The 23,956-nt window shown below is 48.8% G+C and carries 21 protein-coding genes, 1 tRNA gene and 1 pseudogene; 14 read left to right on the top strand and 9 right to left on the bottom strand.

The features are described 5' to 3' along the window. Window positions 1–6: 6 nt before the first annotated feature. Window positions 7–1,500 carry a UbiD family decarboxylase gene (locus B8P98_RS04215; RefSeq protein ID WP_025712482.1) on the bottom strand — a complete coding sequence of 498 codons (1,494 nt, stop codon included), beginning with the start codon at window positions 1,498–1,500 and terminating at the stop codon, window positions 7–9. 211 nt (window positions 1,501–1,711) lie between these two features. Here B8P98_RS04215 and B8P98_RS04220 point away from each other — a divergent pair, with 211 nt between their 5' ends. From B8P98_RS04220 to B8P98_RS04245, 6 genes and pseudogenes are all read left to right on the top strand, one after another. Further along, window positions 1,712–2,611, top strand: coding sequence for a LysR family transcriptional regulator (locus B8P98_RS04220; protein ID WP_025712481.1), 900 nt, complete (start codon window positions 1,712–1,714; stop codon window positions 2,609–2,611). 102 nt (window positions 2,612–2,713) lie between these two features. Beyond that, complete coding sequence (gene actS / locus B8P98_RS04225; RefSeq protein ID WP_095032742.1) at window positions 2,714–3,427, top strand: amidase activator ActS; 714 nt, start codon at window positions 2,714–2,716, stop codon at window positions 3,425–3,427. Between the two features lie 80 nt (window positions 3,428–3,507). Further along, a tRNA-Gly gene (locus B8P98_RS04230) sits at window positions 3,508–3,581 on the top strand. A 154-nt stretch (window positions 3,582–3,735) separates the two neighbouring features. Beyond that, entirely contained in the window at window positions 3,736–5,352 is a 1,617-nt protein-coding gene (locus B8P98_RS04235) for a site-specific integrase (RefSeq protein ID WP_095032743.1), read from the top strand. Next, window positions 5,345–5,983: a DUF4145 domain-containing protein gene (locus B8P98_RS04240; RefSeq protein WP_000796417.1), complete on the top strand. Its 639-nt coding sequence runs from the start codon at window positions 5,345–5,347 to the stop codon at window positions 5,981–5,983. The genes B8P98_RS04235 and B8P98_RS04240 overlap by 8 nt, the downstream gene beginning before the upstream one ends. A 1,047-nt stretch (window positions 5,984–7,030) precedes the next feature. Next, a pseudogene (locus B8P98_RS04245) lies at window positions 7,031–7,537 on the top strand (Rha family transcriptional regulator); the annotation flags it as partial. Between the two features lie 16 nt (window positions 7,538–7,553). Here the strand turns inward: B8P98_RS04245 and B8P98_RS04250 are convergent. Beyond that, window positions 7,554–8,665, bottom strand: a protein-coding gene (locus B8P98_RS04250) for an IS3 family transposase (protein WP_087812879.1) whose coding sequence is annotated in 2 segments (ribosomal slippage) — window positions 7,554–8,404 and window positions 8,404–8,665 — 1,113 coding nt in all. Because the reading frame shifts where the segments join, the coding sequence is not laid out codon by codon here. Window positions 8,666–9,281: 616 nt separating this feature from the next. Between B8P98_RS04250 and B8P98_RS04265 the strand changes: the two genes are divergently transcribed. The 7 genes from B8P98_RS04265 to B8P98_RS04285 all read left to right on the top strand — a co-directional run bounded on the left by B8P98_RS04265 (window position 9,282) and on the right by B8P98_RS04285 (window position 14,899). After that, entirely contained in the window at window positions 9,282–9,692 is a 411-nt protein-coding gene (locus B8P98_RS04265) for a DUF6971 family protein (protein WP_095032745.1), read from the top strand. A gap of 102 nt (window positions 9,693–9,794) precedes the next feature. Then, complete coding sequence (locus B8P98_RS04270; RefSeq protein ID WP_023286857.1) at window positions 9,795–10,922, top strand: hypothetical protein; 1,128 nt, start codon at window positions 9,795–9,797, stop codon at window positions 10,920–10,922. A gap of 598 nt (window positions 10,923–11,520) precedes the next feature. After that, window positions 11,521–12,711 (top strand): tyrosine-type recombinase/integrase, encoded by a 1,191-nt coding sequence (locus B8P98_RS04275; protein WP_095032746.1) that lies wholly within the window; start codon window positions 11,521–11,523, stop codon window positions 12,709–12,711. A 101-nt stretch (window positions 12,712–12,812) separates the two neighbouring features. Then, window positions 12,813–13,136, top strand: a complete 324-nt coding sequence (locus B8P98_RS31530) for a hypothetical protein (protein WP_016239714.1) — start codon at window positions 12,813–12,815, stop codon at window positions 13,134–13,136. Further along, window positions 13,111–13,365, top strand: a complete 255-nt coding sequence (locus B8P98_RS31535) for a DUF3644 domain-containing protein (RefSeq protein ID WP_227673369.1) — start codon at window positions 13,111–13,113, stop codon at window positions 13,363–13,365. The genes B8P98_RS31530 and B8P98_RS31535 overlap by 26 nt, the downstream gene beginning before the upstream one ends. Beyond that, window positions 13,320–14,054 carry a DUF3644 domain-containing protein gene (locus B8P98_RS31540; protein ID WP_227673368.1) on the top strand — a complete coding sequence of 245 codons (735 nt, stop codon included), beginning with the start codon at window positions 13,320–13,322 and terminating at the stop codon, window positions 14,052–14,054. The genes B8P98_RS31535 and B8P98_RS31540 overlap by 46 nt, the downstream gene beginning before the upstream one ends. Before the next feature lie 53 nt (window positions 14,055–14,107). Continuing rightward, a complete protein-coding gene (locus tag B8P98_RS04285; protein WP_095032747.1) occupies window positions 14,108–14,899 on the top strand; it encodes a Cthe_2314 family HEPN domain-containing protein in 792 nt (263 codons plus the stop codon). Window positions 14,900–15,107: 208 nt separating this feature from the next. On the opposite strand, the gene B8P98_RS04290 is transcribed toward B8P98_RS04285, so the two are convergent. Both B8P98_RS04290 and B8P98_RS04295 read right to left on the bottom strand, forming a co-directional pair. After that, window positions 15,108–15,359 (bottom strand): YdgH/BhsA/McbA family protein, encoded by a 252-nt coding sequence (locus B8P98_RS04290; protein ID WP_063850127.1) that lies wholly within the window; start codon window positions 15,357–15,359, stop codon window positions 15,108–15,110. 125 nt (window positions 15,360–15,484) lie between these two features. Next, window positions 15,485–16,276, bottom strand: a complete 792-nt coding sequence (locus B8P98_RS04295; protein WP_095032748.1) for an SDR family oxidoreductase — start codon at window positions 16,274–16,276, stop codon at window positions 15,485–15,487. A 148-nt stretch (window positions 16,277–16,424) separates the two neighbouring features. Here B8P98_RS04295 and B8P98_RS04300 point away from each other — a divergent pair, with 148 nt between their 5' ends. Then, window positions 16,425–17,318, top strand: a complete 894-nt coding sequence (locus B8P98_RS04300) for a LysR family transcriptional regulator (protein WP_095032749.1) — start codon at window positions 16,425–16,427, stop codon at window positions 17,316–17,318. 68 nt (window positions 17,319–17,386) lie between these two features. Here the strand turns inward: B8P98_RS04300 and tal are convergent, their stop codons facing one another. The 5 genes from tal to ptsP form a co-directional block, all read right to left on the bottom strand. Then, the gene (gene tal / locus B8P98_RS04305) at window positions 17,387–18,337 is read right to left on the bottom strand and encodes a transaldolase (protein ID WP_095032750.1); all 951 of its coding nucleotides are present in this window, start codon (window positions 18,335–18,337) and stop codon (window positions 17,387–17,389) included. Between the two features lie 83 nt (window positions 18,338–18,420). Next, window positions 18,421–19,674, bottom strand: a complete 1,254-nt coding sequence (locus tag B8P98_RS04310) for a class II D-tagatose-bisphosphate aldolase non-catalytic subunit (RefSeq protein ID WP_095032751.1) — start codon at window positions 19,672–19,674, stop codon at window positions 18,421–18,423. 9 nt (window positions 19,675–19,683) lie between these two features. Further along, a complete protein-coding gene (locus B8P98_RS04315) occupies window positions 19,684–20,787 on the bottom strand; it encodes a PTS fructose transporter subunit IIC (protein WP_095032752.1) in 1,104 nt (367 codons plus the stop codon). Between the two features lie 171 nt (window positions 20,788–20,958). Beyond that, window positions 20,959–21,279 carry a PTS fructose transporter subunit IIB gene (locus B8P98_RS04320; RefSeq protein WP_095032753.1) on the bottom strand — a complete coding sequence of 107 codons (321 nt, stop codon included), beginning with the start codon at window positions 21,277–21,279 and terminating at the stop codon, window positions 20,959–20,961. Window positions 21,280–21,339: 60 nt separating this feature from the next. Continuing rightward, window positions 21,340–23,850 (bottom strand): phosphoenolpyruvate--protein phosphotransferase, encoded by a 2,511-nt coding sequence (ptsP, locus tag B8P98_RS04325; protein ID WP_095032754.1) that lies wholly within the window; start codon window positions 23,848–23,850, stop codon window positions 21,340–21,342. Between the last annotated feature and the right edge of the window lie 106 nt (window positions 23,851–23,956).

Consider the following 23,956-nt stretch of genomic DNA (forward strand, 5'->3'; position numbering starts at 1 on the left):
TCGCCCTTATTCGAAGTCCGGCAGGAAACGTTTTACATCAACCGCTTTGAACTTAGAGCGCTCAAAGTTGTGTTTCAGATGGAACGGTACGGTGCAGTCGAAAATGGTTTTGCACGACATTCCCTGCTGCAGCACGCTCGGGCTGTATTCTGGCACCTGCGACGGGTCGAGCGGATGGCAGCGCACGCCCGGGATCATTACGGTATCGACATCACCCTGGTAGCGGGTTTGCATCGCCCACAGCACGTCGTCGCTATCGAAAATATCAACGTCTTCATCCACCAGAATGACATGCTTCAGCTCAGGGAAGGCAGAGAACGCCAGGAGCGCCGCCTGGCGCTGGCGGCCTTCATCGGCTGGAGACGACTTTTTGAATTGCAGCACCGCCAGCAGCTTGCCGCCGCCTGCCGAGTGGGCGAAGACGTTGAGTAATTTGCCCGGCATGGCGCGTTCTACCATATCGAGAATACTCGCTTCGGTCGGGATCCCGGCCATGTTGACATGTTCTTCGCCTGGCCCGACGGTGGTGCGCCAGATGGGGTTGATACGATGGGTGACAGCTTTGACTTTAATGACCGGAATCGCCTCTTTGGCTTCGCCGGTATAGCCCGGGAACTCCGGCATCGCGCGGCCGGTATGGGTGTTTTGATCTTCACGCACGCGCACGTTCGGCAGCAGCTCGCCTTCAATAACGATTTCAGCGTGAGCGATGGCTTTTTCATTAATGGTTTTACACTGCACCATCTCCACCGCACGGCCACGCAGCGCGCCGGCGATGCTTAGCTCGTTGAAACCCAGCGGGGTAGTCGGCGGCTCAAAGCAGGCGGCGATTTCGATAGCCGGATCCACGCCGATGCTGATCGAAATAGGTAGCGGCTGGCCCGCCGCTTCAGCTTTCATGCGGAAGGCATCGATATGACGACCCGGCGTCAGCCACATTGAAAGCTCATCGCGGCTCTGAACACACAGGCGGTGAATGGTGATATCGGATTCACGAGTTTGCGGATCGGAGGCGTAGCACAGGCCCATGGTGATATACGGGCCGGCATCTTCTTCGGTGTTGGTTGGCGCAGGCAGCAGTTTACGCAGATCGAAATCAGCATCGCTGGCGAGGTGAACCACTTCCTGGCATACCGCCGCGCCCTGCACCATGGTTGGGGCAATAGCATTTTCAACGGAATCTTTCAGCAAATGACCCAGTTTTGCCGGCTCACACTGCAGGAACTGGCTAACGCGCTGGCGCGAGCCGTTCAGACCGATGGCTACGCTGATATCGTCGAAGCCCTTAATTTTGTTAAAGACCATGACCGGGCCGTTCTTGCGTGTTGGACGCTGGCAGGTGCCGCCGGCGCCCACGTAGCGGTAAACGCCGGAGAGTTCGGCATGGGGATCGACTTCGGTATCGGTTTCAACATATTCGCCCGGCAGCGTTTTTAACAGCGCCAGAGCCGAACGTAAATCATGTACCGGTGACGGTGTTTTTTTATCTGAGTTTGCCATGAGTGTTCCTTTGAAAAGCAATTTTGCTAAGCGCACAATATTTTTCTTCGATAAATTAAACAAATACCGTTTACCGGATGCTCAGTAGATCAAAAAAGTTGGTTTTAAAAAAATGTTAATGAACAATTAATCAATATGGTGAATTTGACGCGGCTTTTTATTTCTCAGCGTTAGTGTGATACTGCCCGGAAGATAATTAATGAGGTCGGTCATGGATCTTAAACGCTTACGCTATTTTTGCCGGGTAGTGGAACACGGTTCGGTGAGTCAGGCGGCGAAGTCGCTCAACATGGCGCAACCACCGCTCAGCAAGCGGATTCAGGAGCTTGAAGAAGAGCTGCAGGTTTCGCTTTTCGAGCGCCGCGGCAACCGCATTGAACCGACGGAAGCGGGGTATTTCTTATATCGGAAAGGCTGTGAAATTTTACGCCAGGTTGAGGATACTGCCCGCGAGACGGCTGATATTGCGCAAAAGGCCCGTGTGGAAGTACGTATTGGCTTAACTCATCTGTATCAGAATTATTTCCAGCCTTTATTAATGGAGCTCTATCGGCGCAACCCTGAGACCGCGATAAATATCTCGGTGACCGACTCAAGTCATCTGGAAACATTATTAAATGAAGGTGCTATCGACCTGGCGTTAATACAGCGGCCTTATCGCAGCGAAGGCTTCGATTATATCTCCTTCGACCCCATTAAACTGGTAGCGGTCATTAATAAAAAATGTCTGTCGCAGCCGCCTTCCAACCCCTATGACTACAATGCGCTGGCGGCGATGCCGCTGGTGCTGCTGCACCGGGCGAAAGATTCCGGCACCTATGAAATGCTCATGGACCTGTTCCGTAAATCCGGCGTTAGCGCGAAGGTGATTATGCATATTACCCAGCCCGGAGTGATCCTCGACTGGCTGGAAGACGGGCTGGAAGCGGCGACATTGCTGCCATCTTCGGAAGTGAATGCCGAAAAACTGCCTCATTGCTATGTGGTTGATGTCTTCCCCTCACCGCAGATATTTTATCCGGCGCTGGTGAAATTGCCGTCGATGCCGTATCTCCCGGCGCTGATGGATATTATCGCCGGGGGTTATCCGTTTATCGCGCCGAGGGAGTAGAGATCAGAGAAAAAGCGTAGAGCATTGGGGATTGTTGCATGGACTGGTATGATATTCGCCCTGGTTGCGAGGTAAGTGGTTGTGTTAAGTGCAGGATGCCTGATGATGAAACGCGTTTATATATCACTGATGCTGGTGGCAAGCCTGGTGCTGGCCGGCTGCTCCAGTACGTCCGATTCTGGTGCCACTTATACCGTCAAACGCGGTGATACCCTGTATGGAATCTCCCGCACCACCGGCACCAGCGTTCGCGATCTCGCCCGTCTGAATAACATCTCGCCGCCTTACACCATCGAAGTGGGGCAGAAGCTGAAGCTTAACGGCAGCAGTTCGGCGAAGACGACGAAGAAAAAATCTTCCTCCACTCGCACTGCGGCGGCTACGCCTTCTTCCGCGGTACCTCAGTCCTCCTGGCCGCCGGTGGGACAGCGCTGCTGGCGCTGGCCGACCAGCGGCAAAGTGGTCCTGCCTTATTCCACCGCCGATGGCGGCAATAAGGGCATTGATATTGCCGGGACCCGCGGGCAACCGGTATATGCCGCTGGGGCGGGCAAGGTGGTGTACGTCGGCAACCAGCTGCGCGGCTATGGTAATCTGATCATGATTAAGCACAGCGAGGATTACATCACCGCCTACGCCCACAACGATAAGCTGATGGTGAATAACGGTCAGAGCGTGAAAGCCGGCCAGCAAATTGCCACCATGGGCAGTACAGATGCCGATTCAGTGCGCCTGCATTTCCAGATCCGCTATCGGGCGACGGCCATCGATCCGCTGCGCTATCTGCCGCCGCAGGGCAGTAAACCCAAGTGCTAAAAGGTTATTTTATCGCCAGTCAGTATCCGGCGGGCTTGCCACAGGGTGCGTAAGGGCTATAATGCTTCTCGCACCTCTTCGCGGGCGTAGTTCAATGGTAGAACGAGAGCTTCCCAAGCTCTATACGAGGGTTCGATTCCCTTCGCCCGCTCCATGACCTTTCTTAAAGTATTCCAACTTACTGAATCCTAAGGGATACGGCTTTAAGCCTTCCGATAGTTTTACTCACTGTAACCAACATTGTAACCCTGTAGCGACCAAGCTACGTCCTTATGTTGACAAAGTGAGCGGACCTAGGGTCTCAGTACATGCTCAATTCCTACACCTACCTTTACCAGCGTAACGGCGTCTACTATTTTCGCCTTCGAGTTAGACAATCAAACAATGATAGAATGACCTCAGTTTCATTAAGGACCAAGGATAGACGCACCGCTATGGCTCACTCCCGGCACATTAAGGCAGCACTCAAGGCAATCCATGCGGATAACCCTACAGCCTCCTACGAGGATATGAGGAAACACTTACGGGATATCGCGGAGTGGGAACTTTCAGCGGGACGCTCTGACCTCTTCGAGCCGGACATGAGGGACATCTATCGGGACCAGTACGGTGAACTTGGTGAGAACCTTACCGATGCTCTGGCTAGTGAACCGCTGAGTATTGACCAGCATCGCTACATCAATGAGGCCCTGAAGGTACTCAAGGCTTGCATGAAGCGTATCGAAGCGGGAGACAGTCAGTCACTGATAGATTACGTCGATCGTTTTGATGGTATTGATCGGCAGGATGACCAAGCCTCTGTGTCCCTATCTGTTAGTGCTCCTGAGGTAAAACCAGCAGCGCTAGCTGCACTAGCAGTCACACCAAGCGTCACTGTGGCTAGCCTCTTTGAGCAGTATGAAGCGGAGAACGCTCAGAACTGGAAGCCTGCTACCTTAAGGGAAAACCAATCGTCTCACGCTGCGTTAATCGAAATCTTTGACTATCTGGGTCTTGGTGCTGACGCCAATACGGTAACACGCGCTGACGTGCTTAGAGTCCGTGATGTCCTCCAGCAGTTACCGAAGAACCGTAAGCAGCGCTTCAAGGATGCCCCGTTGGTTGACTTGCTGGGCCGTGAAGAGAAAACAGATTGTCTGGACGTAGTCACCATCAACAATAAATATCTCATTAAGATGGCGGCGGTCTTTAAGTGGGCTGTGCGTAATGACCTGATTAAAAAGAATATGACTGAGGGGCTGGAACTCAAGGTTCCCCAGCGTAAAGCCTCAGAGGCCCGTAACGCTTTCTCTACGGAGCAGGTAGGGCAACTGCTGGTTGCCGCTAAGGCATACTCTCAGAAGGCCTCAGGCAAGCCTTATCACTATTACGTTACGGTGCTGGCGGCTATCACTGGTGCGCGACTCAATGAAGTAGCTCAACTTCAGGTAAAAGATGTCAGGGTCACTGAGGCCGGGACCGTTTATATTCATATCAATGAGGATGACAGCAGCCTGCCCGGTAAGAGCATTAAGAACGCCCACAGTGATCGCTGTGTCCCTCTGGTTGATGGTGCCTACGGTTTTGTATTGGCTGACTTTATGGACCTGTTAGAAGCCCGTAGGAACGCGGGGGGTGAAGATGCTATGGTATTCGATGGCCTGCGTCTCATGAAGAACGGCTACGGTGAGCAGGTGAGCAAGTGGTTTAACAGAACGTTGTTACCTAAGGTTATTACTGACCGTGACGGCTTGGCGTTCCACTCGTTTAGACATACGGTCGCCACTCAGTTAAAACAGCATGGCGTCGAGTTGGCTTACGCTCAGGCTATTATGGGGCATAGCTCAGGGTCCATTACTTATGACCGCTACGCTAAAGAGGTTGAGGTAGACCGATTGGTTAACGTTCTTGCTGATGTTTATAAGGAGACAGTAGTAAATGGCTGATTATCATCCGGCAGTTTTTGAATATCAGGCTTTTAATTGTCCATATTGTGGAGTTTATGCGCGACAATTTTGGCGCACTCTGTATGGCAACGGTCAAAATCTTGGTGTAAAAGATACGCCGTTTCGGATGTCTTCATGTTCACATTGTGGTGATAGTGCCTATTGGTGCCAAGAAAAAATGATAGTCCCTGCGGCTGGTAATGTTGAATTACCTAATCCAGACATGCCGGAAGACTGTAAGGCTGACTACATGGAAGCCAGAAGCATAATCAATCTGTCTCCTAAAGGTGCCGCTGCGCTACTCCGCTTGTGCTTACAGAAACTCATGCGCCATCTCGGTGAACCGGGGAACAACATTAACGCAGACATTAAGTCTCTCGTTGAGAAAGGATTGCCTGTGCGTATCCAACAAGCTGCTGACATTTGTCGTATCGTTGGTAATCAGGCCGTGCATCCCGGAGAGATTAGCCTTGATGATGACCCTCAGTTAACACATGGTCTCTTTAAGTTATTGAATATCATTGTTGATGACCGCATCACCAGACCTAAAGAAATCGAAGCGATGTTCCAGAGTATGCCTGAAGGTCCACGGCAAGGCATCGAAAAGCGGGACGGCAAGGCTAGCGGATAGTCCTTCGGAATTAGGGCACACTATAGGGGGAAGTCTAATACGACTCACTATAGGGAGATACGCCAAATCGCCTTAAGAATTGACCATGTGTCAAGCATTTTGAATTAGGTAGCACTATAGGGAGACAGTGAGAAATAAATTTTATGATGACACTCACTGTCCCTATGCACACTTCACGCTGGCGCAGCTAGCACTGCTGGCAATCAGCATTCCTTAACCGTAACTCATCGCATTCTTTCAGGGGCGGGATGACCACATACAGACGAACACAGCGGAGACATTATGTCACTGCTTCCCGGTTCTTCTAGGTCAGTCGATGAGTGAATAGCAAATAGTCTTTATACCAATAATAGACACGAGCCTACAGGGGCTAACTTAAAGTTTACTTAAAGACCATTAAGATACTTATAGTTTAAATAATAGATTAATTAAAAGATAACTATTAGAGCTTTAAGTATTGCCTAAAGTGAACTTAAAGAGGTGATGATATTTACCATTAATAATCACCATACTCTGGGCCACTCACAGTCCTCTGTATCTCCAGCGGTCAGCCCTTGGAGAATTAGGGCACACTATAAGGAGACGGTCTGAATACCTCTTCGCTGTCAACAGATGGTTTACTTTCTGTACAGCCGTCAGTCCTCACCCGAAGCCTACTCTGGGCATGACTCCTTGCCGTTACGCTGATGTACCTCATTGTGAAATCTTTAGGTAGTAATCAACGCCAGACAACTGGCAACATCGTGTGTATCAGCTTTGGGCCATGAACCCAGAGACGCTTCTGGTGCGGATTTACCGCCACTCGCACCACCACCAGCAGTGCTAGCTGCGCCAGCCATTGAACATCATACAGGGTCTCCGGTCACACATGACGTGCCGCCCCTGAGTTCGTCCGATTGGTCCTCACCTATCCATGGTCATCGCAGACCGTTATTAAAACCAGTCTTTATGTAACGCCTTTATGCTACCGACAGTTTCCTTTACGTGGGGTCTGGTTGGCTGGCGGTAGGTGCGAACATAGAGGCGTCACATAAGGAGTACACGTAAATGAACATTATCAATCTTGACCAGCTTATCTCGATGACCTCAAAAGAAATCGCGGAGTTGACGGGTAAGCGACACGACAACGTTATTCGCGATGTTCGTAAGATGCTTGATGAAATATATCCGGATGGGGGTCTCCTCAGTTTTGAGGACACCTACGTTAATACCCAGAATGGCGAAACATATAGCATGTACCGACTCGACCGGAAGCATACCTTTATTCTGGTCTCTGGGTATTCCGTCCAACTCCGCGCTAAATGCTACGACCACATTCAGATGCTTGAACAAAAAGTCCTCCGATTGGAAGACCAGCAGAAACGCGCAGCCGTACAGTCGGCTAACCGCCGTGGTGTAACATGGGGCGATTACTGCAAGACGCATGGTCTACCTGCTCAGAAGTTGATGAACATCCTCAAGCGGGAACGAAAGCTCTTTCAGGTCCACCCCGTCAGTGGTGAATGGTCAGTCAATCCAAAATATGCGGAATACTTCCGGGTCATCAAGCCAACTTGTAAGCACCCCTGCTTCAGTTCCATGCACTTTTTGAGAGTTCCGGTTTTTCAGCCATCAGCCGGTACTCTTCCGGTGTCAGGTTATTCAGGGATTCATGAGGCCGCTCGTTGTTATATTCCATCAGCCAGCGCTCGGTAATTTCCCGTGCTTCATTCAGTGTTCTGAACAGGTAAAAATCCAGGATTTCTGTCCGGTATGTTCGGTTGAACCGTTCGATAAAAGCATTTTGTGTCGGCTTACCCGGCTTGATAAATTCGAGCTGTACGCCATGTTCTTCGGCCCATTGTGCCAGCGCCAGCGAGACCAGCTCTGGCCCGTTGTCCATCCGCATTTTCAGCGGGTAGCCGCGGTTTGCCACGATCCTGTCCAGCACCCGGATGACTCGCTGAGCCGGGATATTCAGGTCGATTTCTATCGCCAGTGCTTCACGGTTAAAATCATCCACCACATTAAAGGTTCGGAAGCGTCTGCCGCAGACCAGCGCGTCGTGCATAAAATCGATGGACCAGCTCTGGTTTAACGCTTGCGGTGTCGCCAGTGGTGCGGGATTACGCACAGGCAGCCGCTGTTTTCCCTTGCGGCGAAAATTCAGTTTCAGCAGGCAGTAAATCCGGTGAACACGTTTATGGTTCCAGGTATTACCCTGCCTGCGCAGCAGCTGGAACAGTTTCTTAAAACCGTAGCGCGGATAGCGTTCTGCCAGCTCAGTCAGCGCGTGGATCACTGGTTCATCATGCCGGGTATCGGGCTGATAAAAATACACCGTCCTGCTCAGCGATAACGTCCTGCAGGCCTGGCGTAAACTCATGGCAAATTGCACCGTCAGATAGCTGACGAGTTCACGCTTTATCGCTGGTTTTAAAGCTTTTTTTCGATGACGTCTTTAAGTGCCCGGCACTCAAGGCTGAGATCAGCAAACATCTGTTTTAAACGTCGATTCTCATCCTCAAGATCTTTGATTTTTTTAATATCGGCCGCTTCCATCCCGCCATATTTCGCCTTCCAGTTGTAATAGCTGGCTTCCGAAATAGCGGCCTCACGGCACACATCCTTGACGGTACGTCCGGCTTCGACGGACTTCAGAACGGCGATGATCTGGTGTTCAGTGAATCGGATCTTACGCATAGCGATCTCCTCAGGGGACATTATCAGTATGTCGGAAGATCTCTAAAAGTGAATGGTTCGTTTTGCCGGGATACTTACAAACTGACCAGCGATTCAACCCGAGCGGCATTAACATTCGGTTCAACGCCAAGGGACTGGAATTCTTTGGTCAACCTGAGCATGTCCTAAAGATGCGCGGAAAGGTTATCGAAATTCACGGTACAGACGCCGAGAAGCAGAAGCACCTACTGGATGTCGCTAGTACAGCTCCTCAAAATGAGGGTCTGTAATCGTGAAGATCCTACCGCCAGACCTACCGCCTACTTACAGTGTAGACGTGAAGATTGACCCACGGACACCCGAAGGCCGTAAAGCTATGCGCCTACTGGATGTGCCTACAGCCATACTCGTAGCCGCGTTGGGTCTCCCACCGAAGCACACCCGGCCCGATATGTATTACTCGAAAGGTGCGCTGTGTCTCATGGCGACCGCTGAAGGGTTGACCCCGATGGACTTCAAGTAAACCACCGCACCACCACAAACAACACTCTTTTGAACTGACCGACGCGGGGAGACCGTAGGGCTAGCCGTGCCTGCGAGACCGATAAGTTCAACCATTTCAAAGGAGAATCAAATTATGTCTATTTCATACCGTAAGCTCGACATCAACCTGAGCGCCGACAAAGAGACCGTGCTGGTCTTCGGTCAAGAGATGTCCACCAAGTATTTCACTGAGATTGTAGTGACCTCAATGCTGAATGGTCTACCTGCCCTGAGCACAGGGGCACACGCCATCCTGACTTCCCTGCACGCTGCTGGTCTTAACGCTAATGACTACGGGGCGTATTCCCGAGCGTGGGCTGAGAGCAACGCAGAGGCACGCCGAGAGGCTGAGCGTCAGCGCATTGAAAACGAGCGTAACCGTCAGCGTATCGCCGCTATGTATGCAACCCCTGAAGAAATCGCTAAAGAGGCCGCAGAGCGTAAGGAACGTAAGGCAGACCTTGAGCGTCGCTTCAGCCGTAAAGGCGCTGCATTCGGTCTGTAAGTTCAACGGCTACGCCCACTCATGGCACTGTGGGTCAGAACTCATGGTGCCATACCGCTACCAACATCAATCTCATTCAAATTAAATACAAGGAGGCATCCCATGCCAGAAGTAAAACGTATCGACTCGAACAATTCAAAGATTAAACACACCGACGAACTCCGCGCTCACCTGCTGGATAAAGAAGGCAACAAGATTCCGCATAGCGTCTTTGGTACTGATACGACGCGCACCGAGATTATCTCTCAGGCTGACGGTACAGGCGAGATCATGAATGTTGGCTTCACTGACCGCTCAGGCCGCCCGCAGGCATTCGGTAATGACGTGACTGATTACGTTCAGGCCCTTGAGTCTGCACTTGATGAGACGCTTAATGATGGTGATTTTATCGATGGGTTGAATACCGAAGTATTCCCCTGTGAGCAGCGCCCATTTGCTACTCTACCGACTCCGATTAACCGTGAGACCCTGACCGATCGCACCGTCCGCTTCCTGTCCAACGGCGTGTATAACCCAGCGAAGAACGCCCCGACCACTAAGGTGAAAGGCGGTCAGACCCTGATGGTTAACCCTGTGATTGCCGATAAGGACGCTAAAGAAACTGGTATTCTGTGTTCAGCGATTACCCATGTGTCCGACTTTGCGATGATGGGCGGCTGGACTGGCGCTGGTCTGATGGCTACGGCTACCGATATGGTTGACCAGTATCTGCGTAACATGACCTCTAAAGTTGTCGATGTGCTGCTGGATGCTCCAGACCTTCAGTCAACCAAAGTGGGCGCATTGTCTGGCAAAGCGTCAGCACAAGCCGATGACATTCTGGATGCTGTAGCGGTGAACCTGCCGTTCTACCTTGGCTCCTCACTGACCGATTACACTCTACTGGTCCCAGAGAAGTACGAAGCTATCCTCAATCGTGCAGCCCAGAAAGCGGGTATGACCGAGATTAGCGAACTGGTAGGCACTGCCGTTGCGCCTTACAGTGGTGATGACCGTGGTGTTATCATTCTACCGAAGAAGTACGCTATGTTATCTTTCCGTTCAACCCGTAGTGGCGACCTCGTTAACGTGTTGGTTACTCGTGACGCTAACCGTGCAGGCTATGACGTCGAACTGGTAGGCGCACTAGATGTCATGGCAACGGGTACCGTTAAGGTTAAGGCCGGGGCGTTCGACACTGAGGCGGCTGCTAGTTATCCGTTGGTCCACGTCCTGAAGTTTGAAGACTAACCCTATGAACCCTTGGAGGAGACTCTGAGGGTTTATTAACTGTTATGATATAACATATCAAATAAGGGCAAGGAGGCACTATGTCAAACCTGATGCTGCTCTATCTGGTCCTTCTTCTGGTGTATTACGTAGTGGAGGAGTTTTAAGAAATCACCACAAAAATCTGAGGGGATATGTAATAGTTCCCTTGTGAGTAATTCCCCCCGTTACTGCTTCTTGCAGTCACAGCTATCGAGATAGCACAGCGTATGCCTCTTTCTAAAGGAGAAGGGCGGTACGTCTCACCTCAGGTTCTATTCCTGCCATGGGAATCTAACTGCGGGTATTGACCAGAGATCACTCAATGTGTAACCATAAGTGTAACCAGACGGATTCACCTGTCTTTAAGAAACAGAAGGTTAGCTACTTGTCCTCGGCTCCCTTCGCCCGCTCCAAACTCAAGTCTCCTGAAGTCTACTAAACTCAATTTTCCCTTGATAAATCAGCAGTTATAGCATTCTATTAGTCTATTGAACTCAATTGTACTCCCCCAGGGTCAAGCTCAATGTGGGGGTATGGATGGGGGTATAATTGTACCCCCTGCTGAGAGGTACCCCCAATGAAGCTGACTGCTCGTCAGGTTGAAACTGCGAAACCTAAAGATAAGCCCTACAAACTCGCTGATGGTGGTGGTCTTTACCTGCTGGTTAATCCCAATGGTAAAAGATACTGGCGTCTCAAATACCGTTCGTTAGGTAAAGAGAAGCTGCTCGCTATTGGCGTTTACCCCGATGTTTCTTTAGCTGAAGCCAGAAGCAAGCGAGAGGATGCTAAAAGGACATTAGCGGCTGGCAACGATCCTTCTCTTGAACGGAAAATTGAGAAACTTAGTCGTCAACAAGACGCAGAAAACTCTTTTGAGGCTATCACGCGGGAGTGGTATCAGCGTCGCTATGACCGCTGGTCTGTCTCCTACCGCGAAGAGATGCTGAGAACCTTCGAAAAGGATGTGTTCCCTTATATCGGTCACCGGCCAATCAAAGATATCAAGCCGATGGAGTTGCTTGCTGTTCTTTCAAAGATAGAAGCAAGAGGGGCAACTGAGAAGGTCCGTAAGGTTCGCCAGCGCTGTGGAGAGGTCTGGAAGTATGCTGTTGTGACTGGCAGGGCCGAATACAATCCAGCACCTGATCTAGCCAGCGCCGTGACTACTCATGAGAAAGAGCACTATGCTTTTTTAACCCAGGATGAATTGCCTGAGTTTCTTCGGACTCTCAACACCTATGCTGGTAGTGTACTTGTTAAGATTGCGATGCAATTGCTTATTTTAACGGGAGTAAGGCCTGGGGAGTTGAGGCAAGCGGAGTGGCAGGAATTTGATTTTGAGAAAAAGGTTTGGAATGTACCAGCGGAACGCATGAAAATGCGCCGCCCTCATCTGGTTCCGTTATCAAGCCAGGCAATTGACCTACTTAATCAGCTTAAACCCATGACGGGAGCAGGAGCGTTGCTGTTCCCAGGACGTAATAATCCTAAGAAACCGATGAGTGATATGGCATTGACTGTGTTGGTCAGGCGTATCGGCTATGCCGGGCGCGTTACAGGGCATGGATTCCGCCACACGATGAGTACCATTTTGCATGAGCAGGGTTTCAATTCGGCCTGGATTGAGTTACAGCTGGCTCACGTCGATAAGAACTCAATTCGTGGGACGTATAACCATGCGCAGTATCTGGATGGGAGGAGGGAGATGATGCAGTGGTATGGCGAGTTGTTATCTTTTATGTGTGATGTAAGTACATTAAAATAATATATTTAGAATGTACAATGTCTTTTTATTTGTTTGCGAAAAAATTTTCGCAGACCAATCTAAAAAGACATTCATCTTTAAGAGTTAAATAGGGATGTTGTATGAAAAAATATGATCAGGTTGATAAGGCTTTTGATTTTTTAGTAGGAAAGGAAAATCGGCAAGAATTTTTTACTATTGCTGAGTTAGCAGTGGCTACTGGTTGGAAAGTTCAGACATGTAAAACATATCCAACTAAAAGATGGAGTAAATATATATCAAGGGATGGCGCTCAATATACCACACTTGGATTAAAATACTTAAGTAAGGAAGACTTCAGAAATCTTCATAGTCAGAAGAGCGTTGAACCGGCCAAAAGTGAGCGAAGCATTAATTTAAAAAAAAGCAAGAGAGTTCGCTATGCTTGCTGTTTCTGTTTACAATAATCCATTTACAGAGTTTAAAACTCATGGTTTTATAGTTAATGTGGTTATAGCATATACATCATTATTTCATGCTATATTCGCAAAAAGAGGTGTTGATTATTTTTACTTGAATGATGATGGCTCTCATAAAATTATTGATGGTGACAAAAAAGCGTGGGAACTGAAAACCTGCTGTGAAAAATATTGGCTTGGAAGAAATACCCCAGAAAAATCGAATGTGTTTTTTTAATAGGTTTACGTAATATCATTGAACACCGAGGTCTCCCTGAAATAGATACACTAACTTTTGGTGAGTGCCAGGCTTCAATAAATAACTTTGAAGATATTCTCATTAACGAATTTGGTGATGAAAATGCTTTAATGGTAAACTTATCTCTTGCAATGCAACTTACAAGGATGTCTCAGCAAGCGCAGATCGACGCTTTGAAGAAAGTCCAATCAAAAAATTTCACTATTGTTAAGAAATATATCGAGGATTATAAAAGAGACTTGGAGCAAGAGATATTAGAAAGTCAACAATATCGACTCAGAGCTTTGTTAGTCCCCTTGATAGGTAAAAAGGCATCAAGTTCTGATATTTCTATAGAGTTTATCAATGTTAATAATCTCACCGAAGATGAACTTGAGAAATTTGACACTGGTATTGCTTTCATCAAAGGAGTGGAAAATCAATTTAAGTTGAAACCTAAAAAGGTAGTTGAGTTGGTTCAAAAAAAACATAAGTCTTTTAATCTTAGTACTCATGCAAAGTTTTGGAAGCATTTTGATGTCAGACCATCTCATGTAGATAAAACTCTAAAAGGGAAATACTGTGGTTATATCGAAGGTTTTGATGGGTATTTATATAATCAGGAATGGGTGCGTAAAATACTAAGTGTTTATTCTGATAGTAAAGAGTTGGATAAGGTTTTAGGCTGACATTAAAATAAGATTTTTTTTGGATTTTGCATTTAACTTCAGCGAGGCTTTTCATGAAAGATGATTATTATTGGTGGGATCTGGAGGGGACTGCTTTCAAAGGGGTACTTTATGATTCGATTAATACATATTTTCTGTATGATCATTCCTACGCTGATTGGAATGAGTTCTCTAAAGCAGATCCCCATATGGCATATGCGCATTTGACCTATATTAGATTTAACGCATTAGAACAACAATTCGTAGATTTAAGAGTCATCCCTCAAATGCTAGGGGTTAATAATTTGCCATTGGTTTCAAAAGTAAAAAATATAAATCGATATGATTGGCTTAAGGCAATTGTTGATTTGGCATTATTTAGATTTTCAAGCCTTCGCGATATAACCTTTCATTTTGTTAATGAGGTTTTAGAACTTAATATCCCAGATTACTATTTAAATATTAAACAATTCGGTAAGATTATTAAAGACACTCATGCTGATATTTTGAGTAACTTAAAAATAATTGATTCCTCTGGTGGTCCTCTACGTACAGATAGAAATACAAGAGCTCATAAGGGATTCTGTAATTTATACACTGATGATGATGAGATGTTTAAGAATATGTCGTGGATAGAGGGCTATGGTTCACACCTAGAAGGATATGATTTAAATGTAATATATGAAAAATCAAGAGATAAAATATACGATCTTGTAGTTAATGAAATACAAAGCGCTCTTTCTTCTTGTAAAAATATTGTCGATGAGCTTTATTTTTATTATAGAGACAGGCATGAAGAGCTATCTATAAAGTCCAGAAGTGGTGTATCTGCACATTTCTATAATTATCATGGAAAGAAGGAGTAAATAAATTATTTCACCTGCACAAAAATCCGCTGAAGATGCCACCTGGACTATCCTGCCCGCGCAGCAACATCCTCTATCTTCAGCGGTTTATGTGTAAGTTTGAATCAATCCATTGAGTTATCATCATCGATGATGTCTTCTGTTCTGAACATAAATCGACGCTCACTATAAGAGAGTTGAGACACATCCTGTTCGAGATGCTAATGATTTACTTATAGATTTCAGCAACCCCGTGCAGTCGATTATTCCCCGTGGTTGACAGAATTTTGAACGATGTTGCTCCTTGCTCATCAGCCTTACGAGAGAGCGCATCCGATAACTCATCAAGTGTATAGGCATTGCTTGCCGAGACGACACCGATCTTTTCTTTCCCATCTGCATGATTAATTTCTTGAGCAGCAGAAACGGAATTCACAGAAATAAATCCCATGACCAATGTAGCAATAAGTAGTGCTTTCATATCTAATACCTCTTTAAACTCTATGTTTGAAACTGAACTAGTATCAGGGGGGAACGCCCACTGTCTATATATTCAAATATACAGACCTAAGCTGTCATAAGACTGACCGCTATATGACAAAATTGTCAGGGTTGTAGATTAGTTAATTTTTTTGAATACAAATTCAGCTCGTTAACAATGCACTCCGGTTCTTCCCTGAGAGGCATATTGTCTATGTCTAAAACCCCATCATTTTTTTGTGGATCATCAGTCTGCAGATCTGCAAACAGTGGGGTAAGATCCTGCTGTGCTTCGCCTCGCTCGGCCACCAGCTCAAAAGTTTTATTTTTTGCCTCGTCGTTGGTCAGGGCACTGACCAGAACCTGGGCGATTTGTTCCCGGGATATCACGCCATCTTCCGGTGTTCCTGCGTGGCGACGATCCCCCTGAAGCATAACGATTCGGTGTTCATCATCATTGTTGTAATCAAACCAGCCGGGCCTGACGATGGTATAGGGGTGACCAGTGGCCCTGACCAGACGCTCGGCACGTCTTTTCCAGTCATGAACCTCAGTGCGTTGATTCCAGGTGCTGAGTCGTTCAGTCACGCCAATCGTGGTCATCAGGCTGATACGAACAGATACGTCCCTGAATATTCGTAAAATATTGCGCACTCCGCCATAATCTATCGCCCTGGCACCAATACGACCCTGACCATCGGAACCGAGAGTGAAGATGATAGCATCAATATCTTTCGGTAATTCGGTGAGTGTTTTAGGCAATGAAACATCGCCGTAAAAAATATCTGTTCCCTGAGGAAGCAATTTCACTTTGCGCTTATTTCGGATCAGCGCTACAGGCTGATGGCCCATTTTGATAGCGGTATTGACGACATGAAGGCCAATACTTCCTGTCGCCCCTGCAACGAGTATTCTCATGATAAGCCTACTGATAATTCAAACTTATTTTCGATACGGTCAGAATATCAATTATCATTAATGTCAGTAATGGGGCTAAAATGATTGTGTCTATGAACACCCTTCATGAGTGTGCGATGAAGGGAATGCCTCCATAAGGAAATCGCCGATGCTCAAAGAAAATTTCAACGAACTGCAAATCTTTCTTGTGGTGGCAAGGGAGCGAAGTTTTACCAAAGCAGCGGGCAAACTGGGCGTTTCTCAGTCTGCACTCAGCCACGCGATGAAGGCCCTGGAGGAAAGGCTGAATATCCGCCTTCTGACCCGCACGACCCGAAGCGTTGCCCCTACAGAGGCCGGTGAGAGAATTATTGCCTGCCTTGAACCGCGTATTGCCGATCTTGAGCAGGAACTTGAATCGCTCGTTCAGCTGAACGGCACTGCCTCCGGCAATATCCGTTTATCTGCCGGGGAGCATGCCGTGCGAAGTCTGGTATGGCCGAAGCTAAAACCCTTCCTCAGGGAATATCCGGAAATCAATGTTGAACTGGTGGTTGATAACGGCTTTGTCGATATTGTTGAGGGGCGTTTTGACGCCGGGATCCGCCTGGGCGAAAGCGTGGATAAGGACATGATTGCGGTAAGAATTGGGCCGGACATGAGAATGGCTGTGGTAGGGGCACCATCTTACTTCGCTGCAAATCCTGCACCTGAAACGCCGCACGCGCTGCAAAATCATCGGTGTATCAATATGCGCCTGCCGACAGCCGGTGGGCTTTACCACTGGGAGTTTGAGAAGGAAGGGAAACCGTTACGGGTCAGAGTGGAAGGGCAGGTCACGTTTAATCTGCAGGCAGAAAGGATTGATGCGGCGTTATCTGGTTTTGGCATTGCCTGCATACCTGAAGACAGGGTGCAGGATTATATAAAGTCAGGAGAGCTTATTCAGGTTCTGCAGGACTGGTGCCCATCTTTCCCCGGATACTATCTTTACTACCCGAGCCGTAAGCAGCATCCGCCCGCTTTTGCGCTGATGATCGATGCACTTCGCTACGTGGAATAATGGGTCCGATATTTACTGCGGACCCGTCTAAGAATCAACTACCTGCATAGGATATTTGCAAGGGGAGCTTACAGATATTGACTCAGCAGTGCCTCAAGACTGTTCTGGTCCACGGCAAACAGGCGAATACCTTCGGCGAGCTTTTCCACTGCCATCGCATCCTGATTATGAGCCCAGTAGAACTCAGCCTCGGTCATCGCTGTGGGCTTCGCCTGGATTTCACCTTCATACGTCAGCGGCATTGGTACCGCCCCCTGAGTTTGCTGCAACTGCGCCAGCAACGCCGGGGAAACGGTCAGACGATCGCAGCCGTTAAGCGCCAGCACCTGTTCCGGCGTGCGGAAGCTGGCCCCCATCACCACCGTCCGGTAACCGTGCATTTTATAAAAGCGATAGATCTTCTGTACCGAATCGACGCCCGGATCGTTATCGACGGTGAACGTGGTGTCAGGGTTGTTTTTCTTGTACCAGTCGTAGATGCGACCGACAAATGGGGAAATCAGGAAAACACCGGCATCGGCGCAGGCTCTGGCCTGGGCAAAGGAGAACAGTAGCGTCAGGTTGCACTGGATACCCTCTTTTTCCAGCGTTTCTGCCGCGCGGATCCCTTGCCAGGTGGCGGCCAGTTTAATCAAAACCCGGTCTTTACCAATCCCTTTCTCTTTATACAGCGCAATAATTTCCCGCGCTTTAGCAATACTGGCCTGGGTATCAAACGAGAGGCGGGCATCCACTTCAGTTGAAATACGACCCGGAACGCTTTTCAGGATCAGCGCCCCGATACTCACCGCCAGATAATCGGCAATATCTGCAGGCTGTACCGGTTTTCCATTCTGGCGAGACTTCACCGCCGCGACGGCATCTTTCACCAGTTTCTGATACTGCGGAAGCTGCGCTGCCTTATAGATAAGCGAAGGGTTGGTAGTCGCATCTTCAGGCTGATAAGCCATAATGCTGTCAATGTCCCCGCTGTCGGCAACAATGGTTGTCCGCTGCTTTAGTTGTTCAAGCTGATTCATAGCTATGACCTGTTTTTCAATAATAGGGCTGGAAACAACAAGGAGGAGGCAAGGCCCCTCCTTATTGTTGGCTGGATGGGGGATTATTTTGCCTGCGCGACGCGGGAGGTCAGGCCTGGCATATTGAAGCATTCGGCTTCGTTCTGGATCATATCTTTAATTTTATTGACCACGTAACGCTCAGGCTCGACGCCAAACGACTTCAGATTGGCAAACATGGTTTGCATCTCTTTGACGACTTCCGGTTTTTCGTAGTTGTAGTGGCCGCTAAGTTCGAGAATCTCTTTCAACAATTCTGGTTCGTTAAAGATCTGCTCCTCGGACTTGTTTTTGTGCTCATCGGTCATCCATTTTTCCCATTTGTGGCTCAGTACGCACTCGCGGGTCAGGACGGTTTTTAAATCAGACGCCGACTTGATAAAGCCTTTCGCCGCCAGATCTTTCTCGACTTCCGCCAGCTTCAGATAAGCGCGGGTTTCAATGGTACCGTAGGCTGGGGCGACGTTCATTGCCGTGATGCCCAGACCCGGATGCTTCAGTAGAATTTCATCCGGCAGGTAGTCGCCGTTATGCTCTTTCAGACCGACGCCGTGACGGGTGCTGATAGCCGAAAGCTCTGCGGACTGCTTATCGTTAAAATGGCCAACGTTTTTGGTCAGGCGGGTCAGGGTGCCGGTCTGGCCGACGATAAACAGCGGCTGCGGCAGCGATTCGGCAGCAAGACGTTTATTCAGCTCGATAATAAACCCTTCATAGGCGCTGACGTCGGTCAGGCCGCCGTTGGTCTCCTCGGTACCGACCTCATAGAAAAACTCTTTCAGGTTATTGGCCTTGCGGTACTCTTCGCAGAAGCGAATCAGCTCAACCGTGCGGCTCAGAACCAGTTCGATATCAATAACTTTACCGACGACGTACGGGTCTTTTGTCGGGTCGATATGCAGCAGGTCGAAACCGGCGTCCATATCAATCTGATAGGAGCGGCGGGCCAGTTCCATCGCTTCGGCTTCCGGAATATGGTCTTTACGCTCTTTATCACGCTGCCACGGACCGCCGTGGTCACGACAGAGGAAATAATCACCGTCGAAGCCGACTTTTTCCGCCATCGCTTTCAGGTCGGCGGCAAAGCGAAATTGATCCCAGTTATTAACGTAACCTGCGCCGAACTCATCGGCATCAACCTGGTTACGGCTGGCAATAAACATCAGCGGCAGATCTTTTTCTTTACCCAGTTCAAAACAGGCCTGAATTAATGCCGGAGACATTGGGCCAATTCCCAGCATTGTTGATTTGCCACCGTTAACAATATAATCGACGTACTGTTTCATTGTGTTTTTCATGATAACTCCTCAGACTTTATTCATATCAGAAGTGATTGTTTTTTTAGCCGACTCTTTTTTTACCGGCTCGCTAATATTGGGGCGCAGAATATGCAAACAGATTGCTGTGACAATAACGCCGATAATCATATCGATGACGTACCACATTGGTGCTTTATTGACGCCAGCAATGGCAATTAATCCACCATGGGGAACCATAGATTCAACGCCGTGAACCATAGCCAGACCGGCACCGACGGCGCTACCGATAATAATTGACGGTAGCACGGTCTTCAGGTTTTTAACGGCGAAAGGAATAGCTCCTTCGGTAATGCCAATTAATCCCATAAAGGCAGCAGAGGTGCCCATTCGTCTTTCATCTTCAGCCCATTTGCGCTGGGAAATAAAAGTGGAGAGGGCAATGCCCAGCGGCGGAATAGCGCAGGCAATACGGTAAGCACCGTTCGGACCATAAATACCTTCAGCCATTAATGCGAGTGTAAATGCCGTTGCGGTTTTATTGACCGGCCCGCCCATATCAAAGGCCGCCATGGCGCCGAGAATAAGGCCTAAAATGACGCCGCTGCTTCCCTGCATATTAGAGAGCATGGAAACAAGCCATTTCATGGCAAAACCGATGGGGCCAATTAGCACGTACAGATAGAGCATGCCGACAATGACGCTTGAGACGATAGGAATAATCATGATCGGCATAACCGGCATCAGCGCCTTACCGACTTTCCAGCCTTTTACCCATTTGGCAACGTAGCCGCTGAGGATCCCGAGCAGCATCGCGCCGAGAAAACCGGTTACTACGTGGTCCGCGCCCAGCGGCGTGCTGGCCATAAAGCCGGTGATTAAACCCGGAGTCAGCCCCGGTTTACCGGCAATAGAATAGGAAATATAGGCCGCCAGCACCGGGATCATCATCCCGAGGCCCGCGCTGCCGATAGCGCCGAGGTTTAATAAGAATGGGTTGGTCACTACCATGCCTTTGCCCGCGACCGGCTCACCGCCAACCAGGGAGAGCGCCAGACAGATGCCGCCGACTACCACCACCGGCATCATATATGACACGCCGGTACTAAACGCTTTGACTAAATCATCCTTAATGGCTTTTGCTTTTTCCGACATTTTTTATCCTCCCGATACCCTGTATTTTTATGGGGTGACCACGGTATACGGGCGTAGTCATCCCCGGGCGCTTTTGCGTCATAATTGAAATACAGCGTTCGCAGAAATTTAATTAACGTTATTATTCGCCGGTACCGAATGCCGAAAGTAAATCAGGACCGACGGGGTAGTTTATTGCGCCAGTTTCTCAGCCCGGTCAATAATAGCTTCCGGATCGCGAACCACTTCCGCCGGATTCAGCGAAATAACCAGCCCGGCGTCTTCTTTTTCTTCAAAACGCTCGACGCCTTCTATACCAATAGCAATCGCCAGAATAACCACGTCCGCTTCGGCAATCTCATCTTCGCTTAATTCATTTTCAATTCCCATGCCGCCCTGAGTTTCGACCTTGACGTCATAACCTCTTTTTTTGCACTCCTGCTCGATAGCTTCCTGTGCCATATAGGTGTGGGCGACACCGGTAATGCATGCTGCGACTCCGACAATCTTCATGAGTGACTCCTGATTTTTTATTTGGCTGTGGTTTTAAACATTGCTTAATAAATCCTGATTTCATACGGCCAAAGTATTGGCCATCAGGTTGTAGAGTACGTTGACGTTTTCGGCCTGTTTTATTTCATTGCGGAAATCCTCTTTCATTAGCTTTCGGGCAAGCGTGGAGAAATATTTCATATGCTCATTAGGGTCGGCGGATTTACTCACCGTCAGCATGAATACGGTTTCGACTTCCTGATCGCCCCACATAATGGGCGACGCAAGGGTTGCCATACTGATGGTGGAGTAGTGAATATGGTCTGACTTGGTGTGCGGAATGGCGAAGCCATAGCCCACGGCGGTGGAGAATGAGTCTTCGCGGGCCCAGATATCATCGGTTAATTGATCCCGATTCTCGGTGCGATGGTGCAGCCACAGATTGTCGGTCATCTTTTTGATAACTTCGTTTTTATCTCTGGCCTGTAGTCCGCAAAGAATAAACTCCGGGGCGAGGATCGGCATTTTGCTGACCGCTTTTACGTCCGGTGAACGCAGCGCGGCTTTGACATCAGCGGAACGTTTTAACGCCACAATGTTCTGCGACAGCCCCTGGCATTTGGCATAACTCAGCTCGCGCAGCGCATGTTTTACACCCGGAATCGAGGTGCCGCTCATGCTGAGTTCGTCAAAGCCCATGCCAACGAATAGCGGCAGAAAATCTTTGCTTGCACCCAATTCTCCGCAGATACCTATCCACTTGCCCGCGCGGTGGACTTCGTCGGCGGCATACTGCATGGCGCGCAGGAATGCCGGGGAATAGTTGTCGTATACCGCCTCAACCTGCGTATTTCCACGGTCGGCGGCAAAAAAGTACTGCGTCAGGTCGTTGCTGCCCACGCTGAAGAAATCCGCGTATTCCGCTATTTCACTAATCGCGAAGATAACGGAGGGGATCTCCAGCATCACGCCGAGCGAGATGCTGTCGTTGAATGCCAGCCCTTCATCACGCATCGTACTTTTGACCTCTTCGAGGACTTCACGGCACCAGATAACTTCATCAACATTGGCGATCATCGGGATCATGATTTTGGCATCGCCAAAAGCCGAGGCGCTGAGGATAGCCTTGAGCTGCATGGCGAAAAGGTCGCGATAACGCGGATAAGTTCGCACCGCCCGGAAGCCGAGAAACGGGTTTTCTTCTTCGCCGATGCTCATATAGTCGACAGGCTTATCACCGCCAATGTCGAAGGTGCGGAAGATAACCGGCTTCCCTTGTGCAACCTGTATCACCTGGCTGTAGAGCTCAGCCAGTTCGTGGTAGTCCGGTGCGGATTCGCGGTCCATGAATGACATTTCGGTACGAAATAGTCCGATGCCTTCAGCGCCGTTACTGAAGGCTGCCTCGGCTTCCGCCAGGCTGGCAATATTGGCGGCTATCTCAACGCTATGATGATCGCTGGTGGTTGCTGCCTGATAGACGTTAGCCAGCATTTGCTGCTGCATACTCTGCTGAACGGCAATTTCACTCTGATAATAGCGCAGAACTTTCTCATCCGGTGCGATAATTAAAATACCCGGATTGCCATCGATAATAATGTCCATGTCTGCATTCAGCTGCAGGGTCGAAAAATCAATATCGGTCAGAGTCGGGATACCGAGCGAACGTGCAAGGATAGCGGTGTGCGACGTTTTACCCGTGGCGGATAATACCATCCCGGCAAGAAACTCTTTATTGATCCCGAGAAACTGGCTTGGTGTCAGACTGTTGGCCAGAATAATCGATGGTTGCGTTAATTCAAGACTGTTCTGCGGTAATATACCCGGGCCATAGATCGCAGAAAGTAATTGTCCGGTAATATCGAGAACATCCAGGGTCCGCTCTTTAATGTATTTGCTTGATGAGCGAGTAAGAATTTCACAGAATTCCATTGCAGCTTTAATCACCGCATCCCAGGTATTGTCACCACCGGAAATCGCCGAGGAGATATGGCTTTGAAAGGTCGCATCGGTGATAATGGAAAAATGCGCCTGTAAAATATCGTGTTCAACGCCTTTTTTAATTTCCAGCGCAGCCTGCTTCTCTTGCTTAAGCGCCTCTAAACCCGCCAGAAAAATACGCTGCTGATGCTCCGTGGAATACTCACCGCCCGGGTTACGCGCCAGCATTTCGTCCAGAGACAGGCTCTGAATACGAACGGGTTTGGCAATGGCAACACCGCCGCTGATGCGTGAACCCTGAATAAAACTGAGCTGAGTCTCCCGCAGCGAACGCGGGAGATAGCCCGCAGGCACTGCGGCTTCATCTGCATGGCTAACCTCGAAGGAGGGCAGTTTTTTAAGCAGCGCACTCAGCTGCTGAGCCGCGTTTGCAGCATCTTTACCGCTGATGGTAATTTCACAGGCGTCGTTGAGTAAGGTATCGGTGGCGACAATCGAGAGAGCGCTTTTACCATTACCCTGAATGCCGCTGCGAATATTATTCCAGCACACCTCAGATTGAAAGGTATTACACAATCGTTCGATATGTCCCGCCGGTCTGGCGTGAATACCATCCTTCAGCTCACATTGATACGTAATTATCTGTGACATCATTGCTCCCGATAATCTTTTAGCCTTGGCTAATTAATTTTTTCTGCAGGTTTGAGTGCCTGCCTTTCATGTTTTATATCCTTCATCGTTCTCAGCTAGCTTTGAA

Source organism: Klebsiella quasivariicola (assembly GCF_002269255.1).
GTDB classification, from domain to species: Bacteria; Pseudomonadota; Gammaproteobacteria; order Enterobacterales; family Enterobacteriaceae; genus Klebsiella; species Klebsiella quasivariicola.